Origin of the sequence: Wolbachia endosymbiont (group A) of Andrena helvola, from assembly GCF_964028415.1 — a bacterium.
GTDB classification, from domain to species: domain Bacteria; phylum Pseudomonadota; class Alphaproteobacteria; order Rickettsiales; family Anaplasmataceae; genus Wolbachia; species Wolbachia pipientis.
This window is the reverse complement of the sequence record NZ_OZ034779.1, coordinates 562,645-584,628: the sequence shown is the minus strand read 5'-3', so window position 1 is coordinate 584,628 and position 21,984 is coordinate 562,645. Positions and strand designations below refer to the sequence as shown.

General features: G+C 36.0%; 18 protein-coding genes, 1 tRNA gene and 2 pseudogenes. 6 read left to right on the top strand and 15 right to left on the bottom strand.

Translation table 11 applies throughout. The features are described 5' to 3' along the window. Position 1: 1 nt before the first annotated feature. The 9 genes and pseudogenes from ABWU73_RS03125 to ABWU73_RS03085 all read right to left on the bottom strand — a co-directional run bounded on the left by ABWU73_RS03125 (position 2) and on the right by ABWU73_RS03085 (position 6,313). Positions 2–337 carry a helix-turn-helix domain-containing protein gene (locus tag ABWU73_RS03125; protein WP_065094946.1) on the bottom strand — a complete coding sequence of 112 codons (336 nt, stop codon included), beginning with the start codon at positions 335–337 and terminating at the stop codon, positions 2–4. Positions 338–439: 102 nt separating this feature from the next. Continuing rightward, positions 440–1,099: a RadC family protein gene (locus ABWU73_RS03120; RefSeq protein WP_065094945.1), complete on the bottom strand. Its 660-nt coding sequence runs from the start codon at positions 1,097–1,099 to the stop codon at positions 440–442. Then, complete coding sequence (locus ABWU73_RS03115) at positions 1,092–1,655, bottom strand: hypothetical protein (protein WP_353285508.1); 564 nt, start codon at positions 1,653–1,655, stop codon at positions 1,092–1,094. The genes ABWU73_RS03120 and ABWU73_RS03115 overlap by 8 nt, the downstream gene beginning before the upstream one ends. 83 nt (positions 1,656–1,738) lie before the next feature. Then, positions 1,739–2,785 carry a Fic family protein gene (locus tag ABWU73_RS03110; RefSeq protein WP_264329569.1) on the bottom strand — a complete coding sequence of 349 codons (1,047 nt, stop codon included), beginning with the start codon at positions 2,783–2,785 and terminating at the stop codon, positions 1,739–1,741. A 169-nt stretch (positions 2,786–2,954) separates the two neighbouring features. Continuing rightward, positions 2,955–3,947: a DNA polymerase III subunit delta gene (gene holA, locus ABWU73_RS03105; RefSeq protein WP_010962537.1), complete on the bottom strand. Its 993-nt coding sequence runs from the start codon at positions 3,945–3,947 to the stop codon at positions 2,955–2,957. A gap of 5 nt (positions 3,948–3,952) precedes the next feature. After that, positions 3,953–4,132, bottom strand: coding sequence for a hypothetical protein (locus ABWU73_RS03100; RefSeq protein WP_010082539.1), 180 nt, complete (start codon positions 4,130–4,132; stop codon positions 3,953–3,955). A gap of 144 nt (positions 4,133–4,276) precedes the next feature. After that, positions 4,277–5,077 (bottom strand): metal ABC transporter permease, encoded by an 801-nt coding sequence (locus tag ABWU73_RS03095; RefSeq protein ID WP_010962536.1) that lies wholly within the window; start codon positions 5,075–5,077, stop codon positions 4,277–4,279. A 1-nt stretch (position 5,078) separates the two neighbouring features. Next, positions 5,079–5,443: pseudogene (locus tag ABWU73_RS03090) on the bottom strand (Mth938-like domain-containing protein). A 3-nt stretch (positions 5,444–5,446) separates the two neighbouring features. Continuing rightward, positions 5,447–6,313, bottom strand: a complete 867-nt coding sequence (locus ABWU73_RS03085; protein ID WP_264329568.1) for a 4-(cytidine 5'-diphospho)-2-C-methyl-D-erythritol kinase — start codon at positions 6,311–6,313, stop codon at positions 5,447–5,449. An 81-nt stretch (positions 6,314–6,394) separates the two neighbouring features. Between ABWU73_RS03085 and ABWU73_RS03080 the strand changes: the two genes are divergently transcribed. Then, positions 6,395–9,721 carry a UvrD-helicase domain-containing protein gene (locus ABWU73_RS03080; protein WP_341810294.1) on the top strand — a complete coding sequence of 1,109 codons (3,327 nt, stop codon included), beginning with the start codon at positions 6,395–6,397 and terminating at the stop codon, positions 9,719–9,721. 324 nt (positions 9,722–10,045) lie between these two features. Here the strand turns inward: ABWU73_RS03080 and ABWU73_RS03075 are convergent, their stop codons facing one another. The 4 genes from ABWU73_RS03075 to ABWU73_RS03060 form a co-directional block, all read right to left on the bottom strand. Continuing rightward, on the bottom strand, positions 10,046–10,336 hold the full coding sequence (locus tag ABWU73_RS03075) for a GIY-YIG nuclease family protein (RefSeq protein ID WP_264329566.1): 291 nt from the start codon (positions 10,334–10,336) through the stop codon (positions 10,046–10,048). 277 nt (positions 10,337–10,613) lie between these two features. Continuing rightward, complete coding sequence (gene radC / locus ABWU73_RS03070; protein WP_010962534.1) at positions 10,614–11,288, bottom strand: RadC family protein; 675 nt, start codon at positions 11,286–11,288, stop codon at positions 10,614–10,616. An 810-nt stretch (positions 11,289–12,098) separates the two neighbouring features. Further along, on the bottom strand, positions 12,099–12,695 hold the full coding sequence (locus tag ABWU73_RS03065) for an RDD family protein (RefSeq protein ID WP_264329565.1): 597 nt from the start codon (positions 12,693–12,695) through the stop codon (positions 12,099–12,101). A gap of 24 nt (positions 12,696–12,719) precedes the next feature. Continuing rightward, positions 12,720–12,802 (bottom strand) — tRNA-Leu (locus ABWU73_RS03060). Positions 12,803–12,916: 114 nt separating this feature from the next. On the opposite strand from ABWU73_RS03060, the gene ABWU73_RS03055 reads away from it, so the two are divergent. Both ABWU73_RS03055 and ABWU73_RS03050 read left to right on the top strand, forming a co-directional pair. Beyond that, positions 12,917–14,368, top strand: a complete 1,452-nt coding sequence (locus ABWU73_RS03055) for a replicative DNA helicase (RefSeq protein WP_015589094.1) — start codon at positions 12,917–12,919, stop codon at positions 14,366–14,368. A gap of 187 nt (positions 14,369–14,555) precedes the next feature. After that, positions 14,556–15,698 carry a hypothetical protein gene (locus ABWU73_RS03050; protein WP_353285507.1) on the top strand — a complete coding sequence of 381 codons (1,143 nt, stop codon included), beginning with the start codon at positions 14,556–14,558 and terminating at the stop codon, positions 15,696–15,698. 73 nt (positions 15,699–15,771) lie between these two features. Here ABWU73_RS03050 and metG read toward each other — a convergent pair whose 3' ends face one another. Continuing rightward, positions 15,772–17,409, bottom strand: a complete 1,638-nt coding sequence (gene metG / locus ABWU73_RS03045; RefSeq protein ID WP_264329563.1) for a methionine--tRNA ligase — start codon at positions 17,407–17,409, stop codon at positions 15,772–15,774. A gap of 157 nt (positions 17,410–17,566) precedes the next feature. On the opposite strand from metG, the gene ABWU73_RS03040 reads away from it, so the two are divergent. After that, entirely contained in the window at positions 17,567–17,989 is a 423-nt protein-coding gene (locus tag ABWU73_RS03040) for a TrbC/VirB2 family protein (RefSeq protein WP_233395601.1), read from the top strand. 11 nt (positions 17,990–18,000) lie between these two features. On the opposite strand, the gene ubiG is transcribed toward ABWU73_RS03040, so the two are convergent. Then, positions 18,001–19,176, bottom strand: coding sequence for a bifunctional 2-polyprenyl-6-hydroxyphenol methylase/3-demethylubiquinol 3-O-methyltransferase UbiG (gene ubiG, locus ABWU73_RS03035; protein WP_264329562.1), 1,176 nt, complete (start codon positions 19,174–19,176; stop codon positions 18,001–18,003). Positions 19,177–19,371: 195 nt separating this feature from the next. On the opposite strand from ubiG, the pseudogene ABWU73_RS08130 reads away from it, so the two are divergent. Both ABWU73_RS08130 and dnaG read left to right on the top strand, forming a co-directional pair. Continuing rightward, a pseudogene (locus ABWU73_RS08130) lies at positions 19,372–19,458 on the top strand (WPE palindromic element domain-containing protein); the annotation flags it as partial. Between the two features lie 618 nt (positions 19,459–20,076). Then, positions 20,077–21,825, top strand: coding sequence for a DNA primase (dnaG, locus tag ABWU73_RS03025; protein ID WP_264329561.1), 1,749 nt, complete (start codon positions 20,077–20,079; stop codon positions 21,823–21,825). The last annotated feature ends 159 nt before the right edge of the window (positions 21,826–21,984 follow it).

Here is a 21,984-nt window from a genome sequence, read left to right as displayed (position 1 = left end):
TTTACGTATCAGATAATATACTTTGAGAAAAAGATTTTACCAATATATAAACTACACTACGTAACCTTTTGCTCTTAATTTCATTGTATCCTTTAACTAATTTTAATATCTCCTCATCATAAGCTTCATGTGAGTCGTCATGCACATCAGTAAAAAAATCAGCAACATCAATCGATAGGGCTTTTGCTAAGTCATATAGTCTACTAGCTAAAATGCAATTTGAACCATTTTCGTACCTTTGTATCTGTCTATATGAAACACCTATTCTTTTTCCTAATTCAGTTTGTGTCAAACCACAGTATAACCTAAGCTCTTTTATTTTTTTGCCTAATTCCACCTTTCATTACTAATTTTAGCTGTTCAAGCTTATATTGAATTTTTTAATTTATAAAGTGAAAAAAAGAAGGAAAGTTGGAGAACTTTCCTTCCGGTCTACAGATTACAATAAACCACTGTCATAAAAACTAAAGTGGCTTTTCTGTGTTACGATTATATGATCTATTAATTTCATTCCTACATTTTCACAGGTTGCAGCTAATGTAAGTGTGTTATCCTCATCCTCCTTTGAAGGTTCTATATCTCCACTTGGATGATTGTGTGAAATTGCAACAGATGCTGCATCAATCAGTAATCCCTGTTTTATTATTTCCCTGACATACAGAGGTACTCTGTCTATAGTTCCACAGTCTTGAATATACTCATATATTAAATGATCACTTCGATCTAAGTATATTACTCGTAAGCTTTCCTTTCGTGACTGCCCTATTGCTGCTTTAAAGTATTTTAGTAGCTCTTCTCTATTATCAAGAATTGACAATTTTTTTAACTTACCTTTCAGTATCCTATCAAAAATCTCTTTCAGACAAAAGATACTTGCTATTGCTCCATCGTTCATTCCTGTAACATTTTTTAGCTCATAAAAATCAGCATTAATTACCCTTCCTAAACTACTAAAGAGCTCCATTAGCCTTTTAGCGACTTCTCTTCCTTCTGCACACGCAGATAGATTACGTTCCAGTAGCTCATGGTCAAGTAAAGACCTACCTCTACTTGATAGAATACGAGTTTCTAATTTCTCTTTTCTCTCACTATTATTCATAAAAACCCCCAAGATCAACATTATATACAAATTCAGCGCCAGCTTTCTGACGCAGTAGTTCTCGAGGAATAACCCTTTTGAACTCTAAATTTGCAATGTTGTCCTTGTTGCTTGGGCACTGGGATGACAAGAATAGGGCACTGGGATGACAAGAATAGGGCACTGGGATGACAAGAATAGGGCACTGGGATGACAAGAATAGGGCACTGGGATGACAAGAATAGGGCACTGGGATGACAAGAATAGGGCACTGGGATGACAAGAATAGGGCACTGGGATGACAAGAATAGGGCACTGGGATGACAAGAATAGGGCACTGGGATGACAAGAATAGGGCACTGGGATGACAAGAATAGGGCACTGGGATGACAAGAATAGGGCACTGGGATGACAAGAATAGGGCACTGGGATGACAAGAATAGGGCACTGGGATGACAAGAATAGGGCACTGGGATGACAAGAATAGGGCACTGGGATGACAAGAATAGGGCACTGGGATGACAAGAATAGGGCACTGGGATGACAAGAATAGGGCACTGGGATCTAGTGGGCTCAAACTACAATGTTTGTACAGCTGTGATCTATATTCTATAGCTGAATAATTTAACAATTCAAAATGAATACATATCCTATTGAGCTCTATATTACATACCAGGTTGCTTTGCCTTTTCCATGCTGAGTGATGTGATTACTCTTTACGAGATTAGATACGTGCTTCTTTAAGGTATTGCAGTTTGCTTTAGTAATATTTTCCAAATCCTTAATTGTAAGACGTCCATGTTTGCTGAGTAGTGCTAATACTTTAGCAGAAAGTGGTGGTAAATAGAGATTTAACACTTTTTCATGTGACACCTTTTGTTCAAGATGAAATTTTTGCTTTTGTAGTGACCTTAAAAAGAACATAAGCCATGGATTAAAATCATAGCTGCTCGCCTTCAAGGATTGTTGAGTACGACGCAAAGCTAAGTAGTAACTCTCCTTATTACTTTCAATTATACTTTCAAGGGAACTGTAAGGTACATAGATATACCCTAACTTTAGTAACAAGAAAGTTGTGAGAATGCGTGATAATCTGCCATTTCCATCCTGGAAGGGATGAATAGCTAAAAAAGTAACTATAAAAATGCCAATAATTAATAGAGGGTGTAACGATTTCACCTCTAATTGCTGGCTAGTCCAATAAATAAGTTCTTGCATTTGTGTTGCTGTCTCAAATGGAGAGGCTGTTTCAAAAACTATGCCCAAGCTTTTTCCAGATTCATCAAACGCTTCAACATGATTGGGGAATTTTTTATATTCTCCCATGTGCCTTTGATCTTTATATGAAAATTGTAAAAGCCAGATGTGAAACTGTTTTATAGTGTTTTCTGTAAATGGCATCTTGTTAAAGTTTTGAAATACTTCTTCACACACATACGCATATCCGGCTATTTCTCGTTCATCTAGAGAACGAAATGAGCGTGTATCAAGTTTGGATAGTAATTGCTCAACTTCACGGTCTGATAATCTTGCCCCTTCAATACGAGTAGAAGAACCAATACTTTCAATTGTTGCAATTTTCTTGAGCATTTGTAAACGTTCTGGAGCTAAATTACCAAACAATTGCCATGCTCCTTTAAATTCATCAATTTCAGCAACTAATTTTAACATTTCAGGTGTTATTACAATTTTTGAAATGTCAAACATATCTGTATTTTTATCTAGTTATATTCAATTACATTCGAAAATATCCTATTAGCAAAGAATACTTGTGAGACACACACTAAAGAATGAATTTTGGTAGGCATAAAAGCAGCTATTTTATGTTAAAATACAACATTTTGATGAAATTATAAGAAAGGCTGGATCCGAGTAGTCAGCTACCCGTCAGTGCATGTTGAAAAATCATTTTATGATCTAAATCAGTTTTTTTACAGGTAACTTCTAAGCTTATCAATTTTTCCAAGATCTTCTTAAGTTCTGAAAGTTGCAAACTTTTCAAATGAGATTTAAAACTCTGCAATTGTTTAAAAAACAATGGAGGGCTTAGCTGATCAATCGCAGCCTGCTCACTCATTCCACCTTGCACTGACAGCAAAACGTTTTCAAGGCGTAGGAAATAATTTGATATAATGCGAATTAGTGCTATCGGTGAAAAATTTTCTTGCGATATCAATGCATCAGAAATTCTAATGAAACGCGACATATCTTTACTTGCTATGGCAGAGCATAGATCATCAAGTGTAGCATAGTCGTTGCCGGAAGTTGAAAAGCATAATTCTATATCAGTAAGTTTTAGGTCTTTTCTCTCCCCTAAGTATAAAACTAACTTCTCAAGTTCTGAACATATAGGCAGCTTGCTATGATTAAAGTAAGATTGCAAATGGTAGATTATCTCATTTGTGCATTTTATATCATTTTGTTTTAAGTAACTTGATATAATGTCATAAAGATTGCTGTTGCTGTCCTTATAGCAAGCAATCACACCAAAAATTTTTGAACTCTCCATATAACTTTTAGTCGCAGAATTATATGGAAGATCATTTGCTACCATCATTACATAATGACCACTTGCGTTATAATCCAATACATTTTTTAACTCCTTGGATATACCTCCACTCACATTTATCAGCTTAATTAATTTTTTGCTGGTAAACATCGAAACGTTTGCCAATTCAGAAAACAGTAAACTGGGTGACTTATTCACTATTGCAAAATCCATCACCTGAACTGAATACTCACCCAAATTAGCAATTATTTCTTGTACATAAAAATCAACCCTACTGTTATCACTTCCATGAATTAACACACCACGTAAAGCATCAGGTTTCTCTAGGAATTTTTTAACTTTGGATGGTGTGACCCTCATGCTATCTATATGATATCATTCTCATTTGACTGTACATGAGTATCCAAAGACTCTGAGTCTCCTTGTGCAATATTATGCACATCACCTGCTACATCATCTGACTCTTCTGTTTTTCCTGTAATATAATTATAAAATTTTTTCACAGGTTGAGATATATATTTGGAAAAAAATCCTTCTTCGCTCATATTGCTTACTCCATAAAATTAACAACTTATCATTAGCATATAAATAATAGTATAGCAAAAACTATTTTGTGCTAAGATAGTGATGTTTTATAGTGATGTTTTATAATGAGTATATTACAAAATTATTAACATTCGAGATCAAAATTAAGCCAACCTGCTTAATACTAGCCTTATAAAATAAGCGATAATTAAATATACCGCTGCAACAAGTATAATTGCAGGTCCAGTTAACAAATCAAAACTTGCAGATAACATGAGACCTGATATCCCAGAGATCACAGAAAAAACTGTTGCAACAATAATCATCTGCATTGGAGTTTTCGAAATGAGCCTTGCAGATGCTGCTGGTATTAGCAAAAATGCAGCAATGAGTAATATTCCTATTAGTTGGGCAGCAATTGCTATAAATATAGCAAGAGTGATTAAAAATTCTAGTCTAACAAAGGTAACATTAATTTTTTCAACTACTGCTAAATCTTGATTAATTGAAATCATTAACCAATAACGCCATCTAAATATTAATATCAAAGTAACTACTGCAGAGGTTAAAAAAATCAATACTATATCACTTTGATCGAGCGTTAATATATCACCAAACAGTGAGCTAATAATACTATTATTGCCAGATGGAAGAAAAGACATAAGTATTAAACTCGATGATAAAACTACATTGGTAACAATGTTCAATATCGTATCAGCAGAATATAATCTGTTAAAATTAAGAGAAAGTAGTATAGCAAATGTAATTGCAATGAGCATTATGCTAAGCGATGGGCTAATCTTAAAGATTAAAGCAAGTGCAACACCAAGCAACGAAGAATGGGACAAACTATCACCAAGATAAGATAACCTTTGCCATATCATAAACGATCCTAAAGCGCCTGTTACTAGGCTAATTACAACTACTGCAACTAGACTGTTGATGAAAAAGTCCTGGGTAAGCATGCTATATGGCTATTAGATAACTGACAACAAATCTATCTTCGGATATCAGAATATTATGGGTTCTGCATGCAGAACCTGTTGTCATAAATTCAAAATTTAAACCTTTTTGTTCCATAAGATAGGACTTCACTGAAGAACTTAGTATATTGCGTGTTTTACCAGTACCTATTAACAAAATTTCTATTTCCTCTGTTAAAAAAGATTCAAAATACTCCTTGCTGTTTATATCACTTTCTTTCAATTTTATCACCTTTTCAGGAAAAATTATAATTGAGCCGCAATATTCTTGATTGTTTACAAAAATTTTCCTTCCCTGTAACCATTTATAAGATTTTTATTCTCGGAAATTAAGGGAGTTATATCCATAAGTCAAACTATTAATTGAGTGTTGCATACCCACCATTCTGGTTGCTTTTTTCCGATATTAACTGCAGCAGCTTTTGCATTTTCCTCACTATCGAATATTCCAAAGCATGATACACCACTGCCTGACATGCGAGAAAGTATAGAGCCTTCTTGTGACTTAAGTGTTGATATCACATCCTTAATTTCAGGAACAAGGCTTATTGCTATTTCTTGAAGATCGTTTCTCGTCTCTTTAAGAAGCTTCAACAAATCCTTTTCAGCGTCATCGCTCCATTTAATTGGCTCAGAAAATTTTCCTTCATGTTTGGAAAATACCTCTGGTGTACTCAAAAACCTTTTTTTCGGTTTCACAAGCACCACATTTGTAGGTAAAGAGAATTTTTTAATGTGGCATAATTCTTCGCCAATACCTCTAACAAAAACTGGCTTGCTATCTACGCTTGCGGGAACATCAGCACCAACGTTTAAGGCTATTTCATTTAAAATCGTCCTATCAATCTCCCACAGCTTCCCTAGCGTACGTACCACAGCTCCAGCATCTGAGGATCCGCTACCAAGTCCTGCAGCAATTGGTATGTTTTTTACAACCTTTACAGTGACTTTAGTGCGTACAGGAGCATGCCTAAGCAGCAGATTAACCGCTTTCATTACAGTGTTATATTGGTTATTTATTTTAGACTCGGAGTTTATAAATTCAACTGTAGAGTTATCGTATCTAGAATCCTTCTCACCTACTTTTATTTCCAAAAAATTAGAGAGATTAGCAAAGACAAATAAACCTTCAATCAAGTGATACCCTGTTTCTTTTTTGTCTACAACATGCAAAAAAAGATTGATTTTTGCAGGCGCCTTTACACAAAAACTTTTCATTATATATCTTCACTAACACTATTTTTACATTATATGTATAATGCTATTCTAGTCAACTTTTATAAGGTTCTCGCACTTCTGATGAGATCAAATGCCATAAATCCTAATTTCTCTGTGTGGGTAAATGCGTCCGCTGGTACAGGCAAAACAAAAATCTTAATAGACAGAGTATTGAGACTTTTATTAGAAAACAAAAGAAATATTCTTTGCTTAACATTCACCAATGCTGCAGCAAACGAAATGGAGAATCGCATTCACAGCATACTCAGTAAGTGGGCAATATGCTCAGAGAGTGAATTAATAATGGATCTGGAACAACTAGACCTCTTGCATTTAAGTGAGGAATCGGTGTCATTCCAGCGCGTGACGCTGGAATCCAGAAAAAAGGAAGAATGGATCCCAGTGTCAAGCACTGGGATGACAAAGGAGAGTGCTGGGATAACGGAGGGATCCAGAAAAAATGAAGCACTTGATCGTCACTTAACAAGAGCAAGAAGGCTTTTCTCTGAACTGGAAAATCTTGGTCTAACTATACAAACCATACACGCTTTCTGTTACAAATTAATCTCCAGCTTTCCTATAGAAGCTGGCATTGCTCCAAATTGCACGATGAGCGAATGCAAAGAATTACATTCCATCATATTCAATAAAGTGCTTCATAACGAAACTGTGCAGGATGATATCAACCTTATTGCAACTGAAATTGATGAAAATAAACTACGCGATTTGCTTTATACTTTATGTGTAAAAAGATCAGCGTCAGCAAATGATTCGAAATATATCAAAGATAAATTGAGCGCCCCAGATGAAATTCATGACTTACAGAGTGAAACAATTGAGCACGTGGGAAGACTAGCCGAGATATTAAATGAAGGCAGTAAAAGAGATCAGAGTTATAGTGAAATACTTTATTCTACTGTCATCCCAGCTGGGATCCAGAAGAAAAGAACCAGCGTCACGCGCTGGAATGACACTAAAGTAGAAAACCTAGCCAAGGTCTTTTTAAAATCAGAATCGCACGAAAAAAAGAGCATATCATCCATTGCAACAAAAAGTATTTTGGAGAAATTCAAAGATGCAGAGCAAATAATAGAGAGCGTTCAGAATGTAGTATTTACCCATATAAGAGACATGAACTCTTATCAAATATTCAAGAGAACCAGTAGCTTACTTGGTGTATTTAAAGTATATGTTGATTTGTATAATAGTGAAAAATCAAAAAATGCACTGCTTGACTACAATGATATAATCAACTTAGCAACAAATCTTCTTAGCAATCCAAACTATAAAGATTGGATATTGTTTAACTTGGATCAAAAAATAGATCACATCCTTGTTGACGAGGCACAAGACAATAGCATCAGCCAGTGGAAAATTATAACAAATCTCTGCGATGAATTTTTTGCCGGTAATGATGAAAAGCGAACCTTATTTGTTGTTGGTGACGTAAAACAATCCATATACAGATTTCAAGGAGCAAATCCCCATCTATTCAACTATATGCAACAATACTTTCATACGAAAACTGGTGGTAGAGATTGGATATCATGCCAACTTGAAAAGTCATTTCGCTCAACTCCAGAAGTTTTGATGCTTGTAGATAGAATATTTAATAACTTCCGCGCAGAAATATCTTTTAATGATAATGAAATAAAACATGTTCCACATAGAGAAAATGACCAAGGATATATTGAAATTTGGCCAGCGTTACCAAGGCGCAAAGAGAAAGAACAGCAAGCTTTACAAATTCCTCTGACATGCAGGGAAAATTATATAATAGCAGACCGATTACTTGCTCAAACAATAGCCAACAGAATTCACAATTGGTTAAATGAAGGGCGAATTTTAGTCGCTAAAGATCGCCATATAGAGCCAAGAGACATTATGATTTTGGTACGGCAACGAAACGTATTAGTTGATTACATAATAAGCGAACTTAAAAAAGCAAACGTGCCAGTTGTAGGCCGGGATTATTTTAGAATTATGGACTATATAGCCGTGCAGGACTTAATAGCTTTGGCCGAATTTTTACTCCTCCAGGCAAATGATTTAGCTCTTGCAAATGCTTTAAAATCACCGCTATTTAATTTCACCGAGGATGATTTATTCAATATTGCATACGACCGCAAAGAACAGTCGTTATGGGAAAAACTTCAAGATTATCAAAAGGTTATCTATAGTGAATTAAACTATCTCATTAACTTATCTCGCATAGAATCTCCTCTTACACTATTTACACATATATTGCGTACAGGTAAGAAGAAATTTGCTGCAAGGCTAGGTCTTGAGTGCTTCGAGGTTCTAGACGAATTTATGAACCTTGTGTTGCAATTTGAAAATCCATCTCTTCAAGCGTTTGTTCAGTGGATCAAGGAGAATAACCCGGAGATTAAGAATGATATGCAATCAGAACGCAATGCTGTGCGAATAATGACAATTCATAAATCAAAAGGTCTGCAAGCTCCCATAGTATTTTTGGTTGATACAAACACAGTGCCAAGAAACAGTGAAAGCATTATCTTTGATGGAACAGAAGTGCCATTTTGGTGTGGAAAAAACAACAACGCTTATTGCGATCAAGTAAAAAGAGAGAAAAAACTAGAGGATTATAATGAATATTTGCGTTTATTATACGTAGCACTCACGCGTGCTGAAGATGAGTTATACATCTTAAGTAAAGAGCCAGTGCAAAAGGGCTCTTGGTATGATCTAATCACTAAGTACGGAGAGCCATATGAAAAGAAACAAAGGGATTTACAGCCAATATTTAAAGAAAAAGTTGAAGTATTATGCGTGAATGCAAACTACCCTTACATTTATAAAAAACGTGATTATTTTGACGTTCCGGTCATTTCCCTTCCACCAGCTTTAGCCCACTCTTCGGTGTCATCCCAGCGCGTGACGCTGGAATCCAGTGAAAAAGAAGGAGCAGAATGGATCCCAGTGTCAGCTACTTGGATGACAGATGGTTATGCAAGAGGCCTGATTATTCACAGCATATTGCAGTATATGCCCAAGATAGAAAAAGAAAGGAGAAAAAATTGGGTCAGAAAATACCTTGATAACATCAACATCAGTGAAGATAAGGATGAAATTTACAGTAAAATATTGGCCTTTAATGAAAAATATGGCTATTTGTTTGACTTGGAAGGCAAATCAGAGATTACACTGAGTGGAACAATTGATGGCAAGTCAGTATTAGTACGACTAGATAGGCTATGCATAACGCAAGATAAAGCAATCATAATTGACTACAAATCACACCGTAACGTTTCTGTTTCCTTATTAAATGAAATAAAAAAACAGATGTTAATCTATAAAACCTTAGTACAAGAAATATATCCAAACAAGCAAGTAGAGTGCGTGGTTATTTGGGTGGAAGATTTAACCATTCAATCTGACTTTTAACGAAACTTGATTGCAAGAAATAGCTACTACGTCATACCACCGCGAACCGTCATACCGCCGCAGACCGTCATACCGCGATTCATTCGCGGTATCTCAGCCGCTAACACGTAGCGGAATGACAGCAGTCCTACGTCATACCGCTGCGGATAGATCCCGCTAACAAGTAGCGGGATGACGAATTACTTAACTGTCATACCACCGCAAACCGTCATACCGCCGCGGTATCTCAGCCACTAACAAGTAGCGGGATGACGAATTACTCAACCGTTATCCTGCTGCTCCTTTCTCGTCATCCCGCTACGTGTTAGCGGGATCTCAGCATAGCTATCTTAAAGCTAAGTAATATAAGTCAATCCAGCTAGGATTCTTTTGATTGATCAAATTAATTTTCCACTGCCTTGGCCATTCTTTCAGGCGCCTTTCTCTTGCAATAGCTAAACTTATATCTTCAAACTCTTCAAAATATACAAGTTTATTTACATTATATCTTGATGTAACACCTGAAACAATTTTGTTTTTGTGTTCCCAAATCCTCTTGATCAAATTTGCAGTTACACCAATATATAATGTGCTATTAGCTTTATTTGTAAGTATATAGATATATGATAACTTCATCTTAATCGTTTATAGCTAAAGTAACTGAGGTTTACCAACATTATACTACACCATCATACCACAATAAAACTTACCGTCATGCCGCCGCAGATAGATCCCGCTAACACGTAGCGGGATGACGAGTTACTATACCGCGGCGGTATCTCAGCCGCTAACAAGCAGCGGGATGACAGCAATCTACGTCATACCGCGATTCATTCGCGGTATCTCTTAGCCGCTAACACGTAGCGGAATGACGATTGTCGGTAAATCTAAGTTACTGTAGCTATAAAGGCTTTCACAACAACCTATTTTCCTTGAAACTAAAATAGCTACTGAATGTAATAATAATGTGATCTATTAATTCTATTCCTATACTTTGGCAAGCTTCTGCTAGTTGTCTAGTGAGAGATATATCGCTATTTGAAGGTTGTGTATCTCCGCTTGGATGATTGTGAGATATTACAATGGATGTTGAACCAATCAAAAGTGCGCGCTTGATGATCTCTCTGACATAAAGAGGAGTTTGATCTACTGTACCAATATTTTGCAGGTCTTCCGCTATTAGACGATACTTTTTATTCATATAGATGACGCGAAAATTTTCCTTATTGAGGCTTCCTATACTTATTCTTAAATAATCAAGCAATTTTTCCCAGTTATCGATTACAGGCAGGTTTTTTATTTCTTCTCTTGCAGAACGAACAAAGGCTTGTTTTACACAAAAGATGGCAGATATCGCTGCATTGCTGACATCATCAACGTTTTGCAGCGCTTCCAGGTCAGCATTAAAAACTTTATTTAAGCTGCCAAAACTTTCTATCAAACTCTTTGCCACCGGTTTTACATCAATTCTACTATATGCTGAATATAAAATGTGCTCTAAAACTTCATAATCAAGTAATGATTGTCCATTATCTAAAATAATTTTCTCTCTTAGGCGCTTTCTATGCCCCTTTTTGTAATTTTTCATCATCAATGAATTGCTTATCTCTTGTATAATAAGAAATTAGATTTTTAAGTAAAATATTTAATAAAGCGCATGACGCACAATTGTAAGAACATTCATTTTTGAAGACAGCAAATGGTGTCATGAAAGTAGCTGACGCGAGCTCTACGTCATACCGCCGCAGACCATCATACCGCCGCAGACCGTCATACCGCGATTCATTCGCGGTATCTCATCCGCTAACAAGAGATCCCGCTAACAAGTAGCGGGATGACGAATTACTTAACCGTCATGCCACCGTGAACCGTCATACCGCGATTCATTCGCGGTATCTCTAGGTCCCGCTAACAAGTAGCGGGATACTTGATCTTTACAGGGATGACGGTTGTCGTTTAGCTACAAACATTAAGAAATTTACCAAATGAAAAAAAAGGCAAAAGAAGCCCTAGTCATTGTCTATTTTCAGTATTTGGCGTTTTTTAAATCTTAAACACTGCAATTTAGCTGCTTTTAAACGCAACTCACCTTAGTTTAAATGTTTAAGAAATTTACTAAGCAGAAAAAAAGGCAAAAGAAACCCCGCGTTAGCTAGTTGTCACTCTCTAATCCTGCAAATTGGCGTACTATACTGTCTTAAACGACTTATAAGCGCGTTTCAGCTTATATAGGTAAAAACCCAGAAATGTTGTGAAGACATAAGGTGCACATAGTGCAAAAAATTAAAAATAAGACGCCAACTACGTTGTTTTCTTGCTGTTTAATCTGCACAGATGAAGATAACTGAATACCTTCACTATCATGATAAAGGGGCTGGCGAAGGGTGTCAAGTAGTTTTTAGCTCTGCCTTCTAAGGCTTTTACTCGTGACAACCACTGTGCCTGCGATCTTATCGTGCCAAGTTTGACAGCGTTTGTTGAAATTTGACCATAAAAAGCCCAAGAATAATGGTGCAACTGACAATATAAAGGAAAAAAATCTCTTTGTTGCTTGTTTTAGGGTCATCTTTTCGAAAGTTTGTGCATCCACAACTCTAAGCCCAAATAATAGTTTTCCAGGTGTAGTAGCAAACTTTACCCACATATATATTACATAGCAAAAGAGCATAATAAACTGGACTATTTGATTTAGAATCATTAATTTTACAAGTCTACTCTGCATTGCCTTTTCTTCTATAGAAAGTGGCACTTGCATTGGGGATTTTGCAGCAACTTGGCTGAATATTTTGCTATCCTCTGAGTTTGTAAAGAGCTGATTAAAGGCTTGGCTGCAAAACTGCAAGAACAAAACGATAATAATTAAATCAAGCAATACTGATATATAGCGCCTGAGGCCCGTTACATAACATATTCCATTTTCGTCTTTCTTTACCTTTTGAATAACATTTATAGAAGAAAAAATAGAGAATAAACGATCAAAAAATTTATGTAACATATATACGCTTTCCAATATTTAACGTGCCCCTGGCCGGACTTGAACCAGCATGCTTTTGCAAGCAACAGATTTTGAGTCTGCCGTGTCTACCATTCCACCACAGGGGCATTAAGTTTTAATGCTATAGGCAACACGGAATTAGTCAAATTTTTTTGCCTTTACATCTTTCAAATGAGGACTAAATATTCTACAATAATCAACAGTTACTCTCAAAACTTAAAATGAATGAATTAGCCAATCTCCTCAGTTCAAGAAGTGTAGATAAGGAAATATGTAAATTACCGCATAATTTAGAAGCTGAACAGATGCTTATTGGTGCAATGATTCGTGATAATAGAATCTGTGATGCAGTTGAAGACACAATTACAGCAGAAAATTTCTATGATCCACTGCATCAAAGTATTTTTACGCAAATATCTAAAACCAGGAAACACGGTATAGTTGCCAATGAACTGAGCCTCAAAATGTTTTTTGAGAACGACCAAGCATTTACCGAGTGTGGCGGGGTAGAGTACTTAGCAAAGCTTGCAGCGAAGGCAAGTATTGCACTTGATATTTATAGTTTGACTAGAATAATCCGTGATACTTACTTAAGGAGATGTTTAATCAAGCTCGGGCAAGAAATAGTTGGTGATAGCTACAACTACGATATTGAAAATCCTGCACAGGCGCAAATTGAACAAGCAATGACAAAATTGTTCAATTTGGCAGTAAAAAAACAAGGTGAGAAAACATATATAAAACTTGCAAGTTCAATTAAAGATGTAGTTGAGAAGATCAGCACACTGAAAAATAATCCAGAAGCGCTAGGCGTTACAACCGGACTTCAAGATCTAAATCAGCTTCTTGGTGGTCTACAAAAATCTGATTTATTAATTTTAGCTGCAAGGCCTTCTATGGGTAAAACAGCATTGGCGCTAAACATCGCACTTAATGCTTGTAAGATGTTGCAAAAAAGAGCAGATAAGCAACACTATGTAGCGTTTTTCTCGCTTGAAATGTCAGCAGAGCAATTAACTGCAAGGCTGATCACTATAGATTCAGGAATTAGTTATTATAAGGCATTAACCGGGAGAATTAGTGATTTTGAATTGCATGAATTTATCAATACTAGTACAGAATTATCTGAACTGCCTTTCATCATAGATGACACCCCTGCGCTATCAATTAGTGCCCTTCGCACCAGAATACGCTTGCTGTATCAATTATATAATGTAGAAGTGGTATTCATTGATTATTTGCAGCTAATCAGAGGAACAACAAAAAGGAGTAATGAAAATAGAGTGCAAGAAATCTCGGAAGTGACGCAGGGTTTGAAAGCAATTGCAAAGGAGCTAAATATTCCCATTGTTGCACTATCTCAGCTCTCTCGTTCTGTTGAGCAGAGGGATGATAAAAAACCACAACTTTCTGATTTACGTGATTCAGGGAGCATAGAGCAAGACGCAGATATAGTAATGTTTCTCTATAGAGAAGAGTATTATGAACTAAGAAAACAGCCAAATGAAGGAAACAATAAACATCGGGAATGGCAAGAGAAAATGGAAAAAATTAGAAACATTGCAGAGCTCATTATTGCAAAGCAGAGAAATGGACCAATTGGCAGTGTGAAGCTATATTTTGACTCTAACAGAGGTGCATTTAAAGATTACACGGAAAGGCATAGTTCATAGCTTGGCAGCAATCTTCTTGTTCCCAAGTTTATCAATTATTTTTTTTTATGTAAAGATAGCTTGACAACTTCTTAAAAATCCTTTTATAATGGTATTATATTTTATAATACGTGAGATGATGAATAAAAACAATGTACCCTATTATATAGCTGGAACTCTGGCTGCTTTAACTTTATTAGCATCTGGAGTGTTTGCTGCAGCTCCTTATATTGGTTTCTTAGCTCCAGTTGCAGCATTAAGTGTTGGCCTTCCATTTATTATTGGTGGTGCTGTATTTTCTGCTGTAGCTATTGCACTTTCGTATGCAGCAGTTAGTAAGAACAAAACTATTTCTGAGAAGGAAGCTCAGCTTTCTGATGAAAAAAGTAAAGTAGAAGCTAAAGGTAAAATAATTTCTGAGAAAGTAAAAGAAATATCCGAAAAAAATACTCAACTGGCTAATCAAGCAAAAGAGATAGAAGATAAAGATAAAACTATTTCTGAGAAAGATCGGGAGATTTTTAGAATGAAAAATGAGTTGGCTGCAACCAGAAGGATTAATGCTTCTCAGCCAGGTAATGCGGTAGAATTTGATAGCATAAACCAGCAGCTTACTAAGAGAGATTTCGAAGTACAAACTCAAGAGCAAGCCATTATTTCACAAGCAAAAGGGAAATTTAATAGTGTTGGAAATAAATTAAAAAATATTTATGATACTATGCCATCAGCTGAGTTTGCAAAGGATATCAAAACAGCATCTGAAAAAGCATTTACATCTACAAAAGAAGCATTTATTAGTGGTCGTGTAACTCGTATTGTTAAAGATGGCTTGAAAAATACTTATGATGCGTCAATTGCATCTGTAAGAGGAGCACTTAACAGCGTTGGAAGCAGCTTGTACAGTAGGATTTATGGTACTAAGGTTTCTAGTCCGGAAGAGCAGTTTAAGCGTGAAGATGGATCTAAACCTAGCATGCAAGAACTAACTCGTTTGGATTATTTAAATCTTGAGGTTCTTTCCAGTGAGCAAAAGCAACGAGCTAATAGTTTGGATTATTTAAATATTGATAACGTTCCTAAGCAACCTGATCATTTAAATGTTGATGCTGCTAAAAGTTATTTAATGAGTCTTTCTGAGGATCAGGATGTATTTTATGATGCAGAATCTGGTGATGAAAAAGGTACTGAGATTTCTAGCCCAGAAAGTCAGCCAACTAAAGAAGAAAATGGTCAAGGCTGGTTTGCATGGAGCCTAGGAAAGGTTAAGTCGGCAATGACTGAAGTAGTAGTGATAGATGCTGATGTTACTAAACCATATTTTGCTAAAGTAACTAAGGCACTTGCCACCTAACTTGAATATGTAGACAGCGGTGTGCACCGTTGTTAACTAAAGATAATCCCATCCAGGAGAAATAGTTTTTACACTATTTCTCCTCTTTAGCATCAACCCTCAAAAAAACCGGCGTAGGTTTAGGCAGCGTAATGCCTAAGCTTACGCATGCGTTGCACAGAGATTTTAAATCTTGTTGCTCTTTCGGGATTTGCAGTTGATCAAGTATCATTTCCGCTGACCTCGGGACAATTGGCTGCAATAAAATGCCTATTATCCTGATATATTCCAGTAACTTGTAAATTACTAAATTCATGCGCTCTCTGTCAGTTTTGCTTAGTGTCCAGGGTGCACTTTTGTCTATGTAGGCATTTGCTTCAGAAGAGATGTTGATGATTAGAAGTATGATATGGTTAAATTCATACTTTGATAGGTGATTCATCACTTGATCGAGTATAGCTTTGCAACCTGGAAGACTTTCTTCACCTTTAAGTAGGCTTTGATCGATTGTTGGTACAATTCCAGAACATTGCTTGTGTAAAAATGAAATTGTTCTTTGTACTAAATTGCCTATGTTGTTTGCCAGTTCTGAATTTATCCGGCTGATCATATTTTTCTTACTAAAGTTGCCATCTTGGCCGAAGCTTGCTTCCCGAAGGAGAAAATAGCGTAGCTGATCAACACCAAACTCTTGAGCGAGGCCAATTGGATCTATGACATTACCAAGGGACTTGGATATTTTCTCTCCCTCGTTCAACCACCAACCATGAACTGCAATTTGTTTTGGCAGTGGCAGGTCTGCTGCAAGGAGAATCGCTGGCCAATATACAGCATGAAAGCGCAATATGTCTTTACCGATTACATGAACGTTGAAAGAGTTGTCAGCTAGGTTTGCAGCGCTTGACACTGGAATCTGCGTTTTCCCTTGGTTTGGTGTCATTCCAGTGCTTGACACTGGAATCTGTGTTTCTGGTTCTGCCCAAAACCTCTTATATTCCTCACCTTCAGTACTAGGGAAACCTATTGATGTAAGATAATTGGTTAATGCATCTATCCAGACATAGATTACGTGTTTGTCATTACCTGGTACTTTTATTCCCCAGTTAAAACTAGTGCGAGAGATTGAGAGGTCAATGAGCCCTGATCTTACAAACGATATCACTTCATTTCTTCTGCTCTCAGGAAAGATAAAACTTGGCTGATTTTTATAGAGTTCCAGTAATTTGTCTTGCCAGTTTGACAAGCGAAAAAAGTAGCTCTCTTCTTTTATCCACTGAACTTCTGCGCCTGTTGGTGCTTTGCCATCTATCAGCTCTGATTCCTGATAAAATGCTTCATCACGAACTGAATACCAACCCGAATAGGAATCCAAATATATTTGCCCTCTCTCTTCAAGTCTATTCCATAAAGCTATAACTGCTTTTTTGTGACGTTCCTCCGTAGTGCGAATAAAATCGTCATACTCAAAATTCATGAACTTAGCCAATTCTTTAAATGAAACGCTCACTTCATCTGTAAATTCTTTTGGCTGCATTTCCTTTGCTTTAGCTGCTTTTTCTATTTTTTGTCCATGTTCATCTGTACCAGTGGTAAATTTGACATTTTTCCCAGCTAGTTTCATGAACCTTGCCACCACGTCACACAAGAGAGAAGTGTATGCATGACCAATATGCGGCTTATCGTTTACGTAATATACTGGCGTGGTGATGTAAAAGTTCTCGAATTGTTCCATGGTTTAGCATTTTGATAAAAATCAACTGAGTTAATTATAGTATTAAAAAGGCAGTAATAAATAAATATTGATTAGGTTAAGCATAATTTTTGAAAAAAGCTATTTACTGAAATTTTATTAAAATAAGAAACAATCAGGCATGATTATTGAAAGAACAATGAGAAATTTTCTTGTAATTCTATTTATAGTTTTCTATGCATTTGATGCACACGCTGATGGAGCAACAGATGTAATGTGTAATGTAATAGGTTACGTTCATGGAATAGGTGGACCAATGATTACAGTGGTAATAATTGGTTCAAGCTTACTTGCAATATTTGGCAGAATGCCTTGGCCTGCACTTTTCGCACTGGGTATGTTTGTTGCTGTGTTTTTTGGTGCTCCTCAAATTGTAACAAAGGTAACAGAAAAAGAAGTTTGTTGTCTTTTTAAAGGTCAAACCTTGGAGAATGGAAAGTGTGTTGCTGCTCCTGGATATGAACGTGTAGGTACAGGTTATGCTTGTCGTTCCGGTTGGGCGCTAACTAATAAAGGCTACTGTATAAAAGCTGGCCAAGATCCTTCAAAGTATTGGAAGTGAAAATGGTGCTTTTATAGAGTTAAATCTAACAAACCGCAGAGTATATAATTAACATCCACGCCTTTAGTTAGATTCCACTCACGCTTTATTACGTTGTACTCCATGCCAGCCATGTTTTGCAGCGTTACATTATTTTCTCTTAAGTGATTTGCAATTTCTGACGGCTTGAGAAATTTATTCCAGTTATGTGTACCTTTTGGCAGCCAATTTAATATGTACTCTGCACCAATTATTGCAAGGCAGAAGGATTTGATAGTTCTATTTATTGTGGATATAAATATCAGCCCATTCGGTTTTAGCAGTTCTATCGCTTTTTTCATGAAAAGCTCTAAATTATCCACATGTTCAACTACTTCCATCAGCAGAACCACGTCGTACTTCTTGTCATTGCTTAGCTCTTCAATGCTGGTGTGTATATATTCTATATTTAACCCTACTTTTTTTGCATGTGAATGCGCTACTTTTATGTTTTCTTCACATACATCTATTCCCACAACGTTAATGCCAACGCGTGCCATTGACTCTGACAAAATGCCACCACCGCATCCAACATCAAGCAATGATAATTCTTTCAAATTGCATTTTTTTAACTCTTTTATTTTCTCAATAATGTAAGATACTCTAACAGGATTCATCATGTGCAATGGTTTGAATTTGCCGTTCTCATCCCACCACTGGCCTGCCATTTTAGCGAATTTTGATATTTCATCTTCGTTATAAGTTTTTGTTTTTTTTTTCTTAGAGGTTATATTGCTGAGTTTATCAAGGCGTTTTTTATGTCTGCTTTCTTTTGAAAATTCTGTTTCGAGGAATTGTTTGACTATGTCTTTTGCTAATCCACTCGCAGTAAACCCTGCACCAAGACACAGTACATTTGCGTTGCCATGCTCGCGAGCTAATTTTGCGATCTCAACACTGTTACATAAAGCAGCGTAGATTCCTTCAAAACGATTTGCCACAGTACTCATGCCCAAACCTGTACCACAAATTAATATCCCATAATTTGCTTTTTTGCTTGTTATATCTTCTACAACTTTAACAGCATAGTTTGGGTAATCTACACACTTTTGCTTAGCAGTGCAGCCTTGATCTACTACTCTGTAACCTAGGGCTTCCAGGTAAGGTTTTATTTCTGATTTTAATTCATAACCAGCATGATCTGAGGCAATTGATACTATACCTAACATATAAGAAATAAGGACATTTTATATGGGTTTGAACTTTCTGTCAAGTCATTCAATGCTTCTGACCTTTTGGGAGTTCTAAAGCTATAGCTAAGGTTTTCCTACGTCATACCGCAATTCATTCCACAACTGTACGAACATTGTGATTTGAGAATAATCTCCGCCAGGAAGGGTGTCATCCCAGTGCTTTGGCACTGAGATCCAGAAAACTTAATTTTAAATAAGTACACCAGATAGCTGTATAATAAGAACTGGATTCCAGTGTCAAGCACTGGAATGACACCTTCTGTATAAATATTAAGAAATTTACCAAACGAAAAAAAAGGCAAAAGAAGCCCCGTGGTTGGCTAATTACTTACATTATACTTTCAAGTATGGCGTTTTTTTATTCTAAACACTTAATAACCGCGATTTAGCTGCTTTTAAGCTGCAACTAATCTAAATTATAGACGTTAAGAAATTTACTAAACAGAAAAAAAGGCAAAAGAAACCCTAGGGTAGCTAGTTATTCACTATCCATTTTTTAAGTTGGCGTTTTTTAATGTTTTAAATGCTTTATAAGCGTATTTCAGCTTGTGTAGGTCAAAACCCGGAAATTTGATAAAGACATAAGGTGCACATAGTGCAAAAAATTAAACATGAGACGCCAGATACGTTGAGTTTTTTTGTCATTTAATCTGTACAGAGAAGATAAATAAATAGCTTCAGTTTCATGATAAGGGCGCTGGCGAGGTTTGTCAAGGAAGTTTTTTGTTTCTGTGGGCTACCTGGATGACAGGATTGCTCTTGAATTTGTATAGCTACATTGTCGGTAAATCTAAATTGCTTTAGTTATAGAAATAAATTTCGAGTCAGATGTGTATAAATTCTATATAATTTTTATCCTACTACTAATTTAACAAGATGGATCATATAGATATTATAAAATCAAAATTATTATTATCCGACATAGTAGGTAAAAAAGTCAGATTAATAAAAAGAGGAGATAGTTTTGTTGGGCTCTGTCCATTTCATAACGAAAAAACCCCATCTTTTTCGGTGAGCAATACTAAGGGGTTATATTACTGTTTTGGTTGCTTGGCTAGTGGTGATGCATTTGAATTTATTTCACAAACTGAAGGATTAAGCTTTAAAGAAGCATTGGAAAAATTAGCATCGGTTACAGGTGTTGAACTGCCCAAAAATCTTAGTATTACAAAAGAGGACAATAAACTATTTTTAGCGCTTGATTTAGCTGCAAATTGGTTTGCACAAAAAAATCAAGGTGTTGTAGATTATTTAAAGCAGCGTAAGATTTCACCTAAAATCATAGATAAATTTAAGATAGGTTATGCACCAAGCTCTGGTTTGAAAGAGTATTTAAACTCTTCAGGTATTGAAGACAAAATTTTAATTGATATTGGATTAGTAAACAAAAATTTTCATGATTATTTTTATGACCGGCTGATATTTCCTATACAGAGCATTGCAGGGAGAGTTATTGGTTTTGGCGGACGTGCGCTAAGTTCTGAGCAACAGCCGAAATATTTAAACAGTCCAGAGAGTCAGCTCTTCAAGAAGAGGGAGAATTTATACGGATTAAACTTTGCTTTAAGCGAAATACGTAAAAAACAGCACATACTCGTTGTTGAAGGATATATGGACGCTATAGCGCTACATCAAGCAGGAATTAGTAATGCAGTTGCTCCGCTTGGTACCGCAATTTCTGCAGAGCAGATAAAAAATCTATGGAGATTTGCTAAAGAAATCTCCATCTGTATGGATGGCGATAGTGCTGGACGTCATGCTGCTACTCGAGTTGCAGAACTTGCTCTGCCAATATTAGAGCCTGGATACACGTTAAAGTTTGTGACTTTGCCAAGTAATAAAGATCCATACGATATATGTAACGAACTGGCATACAAGAAAGAAGACGTGTTGACTGCTCTTGACCATTCAACAAAACTGCATTCTGAATATTTATGGCATCACATAATCGATAGCAATTTGCAAAATTATGAAAAACTTGCTCCGGAAAAATATTCAATTCTTGAGCACAAGTTCATGGAATATGTAAATACTATTAGCAACAGCAGTATTAGAAGGTATTACAGAGATTATTTTTACAATAAGGCTAGTGAACTAAGAAGTAGCTTCAAAAAACAGATTTTTAATAGTAAAACTAGAGCAACAAAAGGTGAGTATCTTCATAACAAGTCTCCAGAGCTAATTGAAGCAGAGCAAAATCAGGCCGTAATTTTGCGTATAGCCGTAGAATTTCCTGAAATCTTGAACCGTCCTATATTTTTTGAGCAATTTTCTCATTTTGAATTTACTAATGAGATGAAAAGATTACAACAGCGTATAATTGATGTAATAAGTAACAAAAGCAAACTCGATAAAGAGGCTTTGTTACAAGAATTGAAACAGTTTAACGTTATAAAGTATGTATTTGAAAAAACTAGTGTACTAAATAGCCAACTGAACGAGAGAAAATCTGCAGAAATTGTGTGGAATAATATAGTGTTACTAAAAGAGTTAAATGCATTACGAAAAGAAAGAACCGAAGCGAGGCTGAGCGGTAATCTCGACTTAGAGGAAAGGTTGATAGAACAAATAAAGCAAATAGAAAGCAGTATACAAGAAATGCAAATGGAGTTTATTGAAAAGTAGATATCGTCTCGTTAGTCAACAAGAAAATTACAAAATAAGACAATATTTTACATAAGATTGAAATTTTTAACTAATTAAGCCTTCCTCTAACAGCTTTGCCCTGTAGTTTTTGATATGGTTAGGATCACTTGAAAATGTATAATTTTTGTAGTTAGCTCT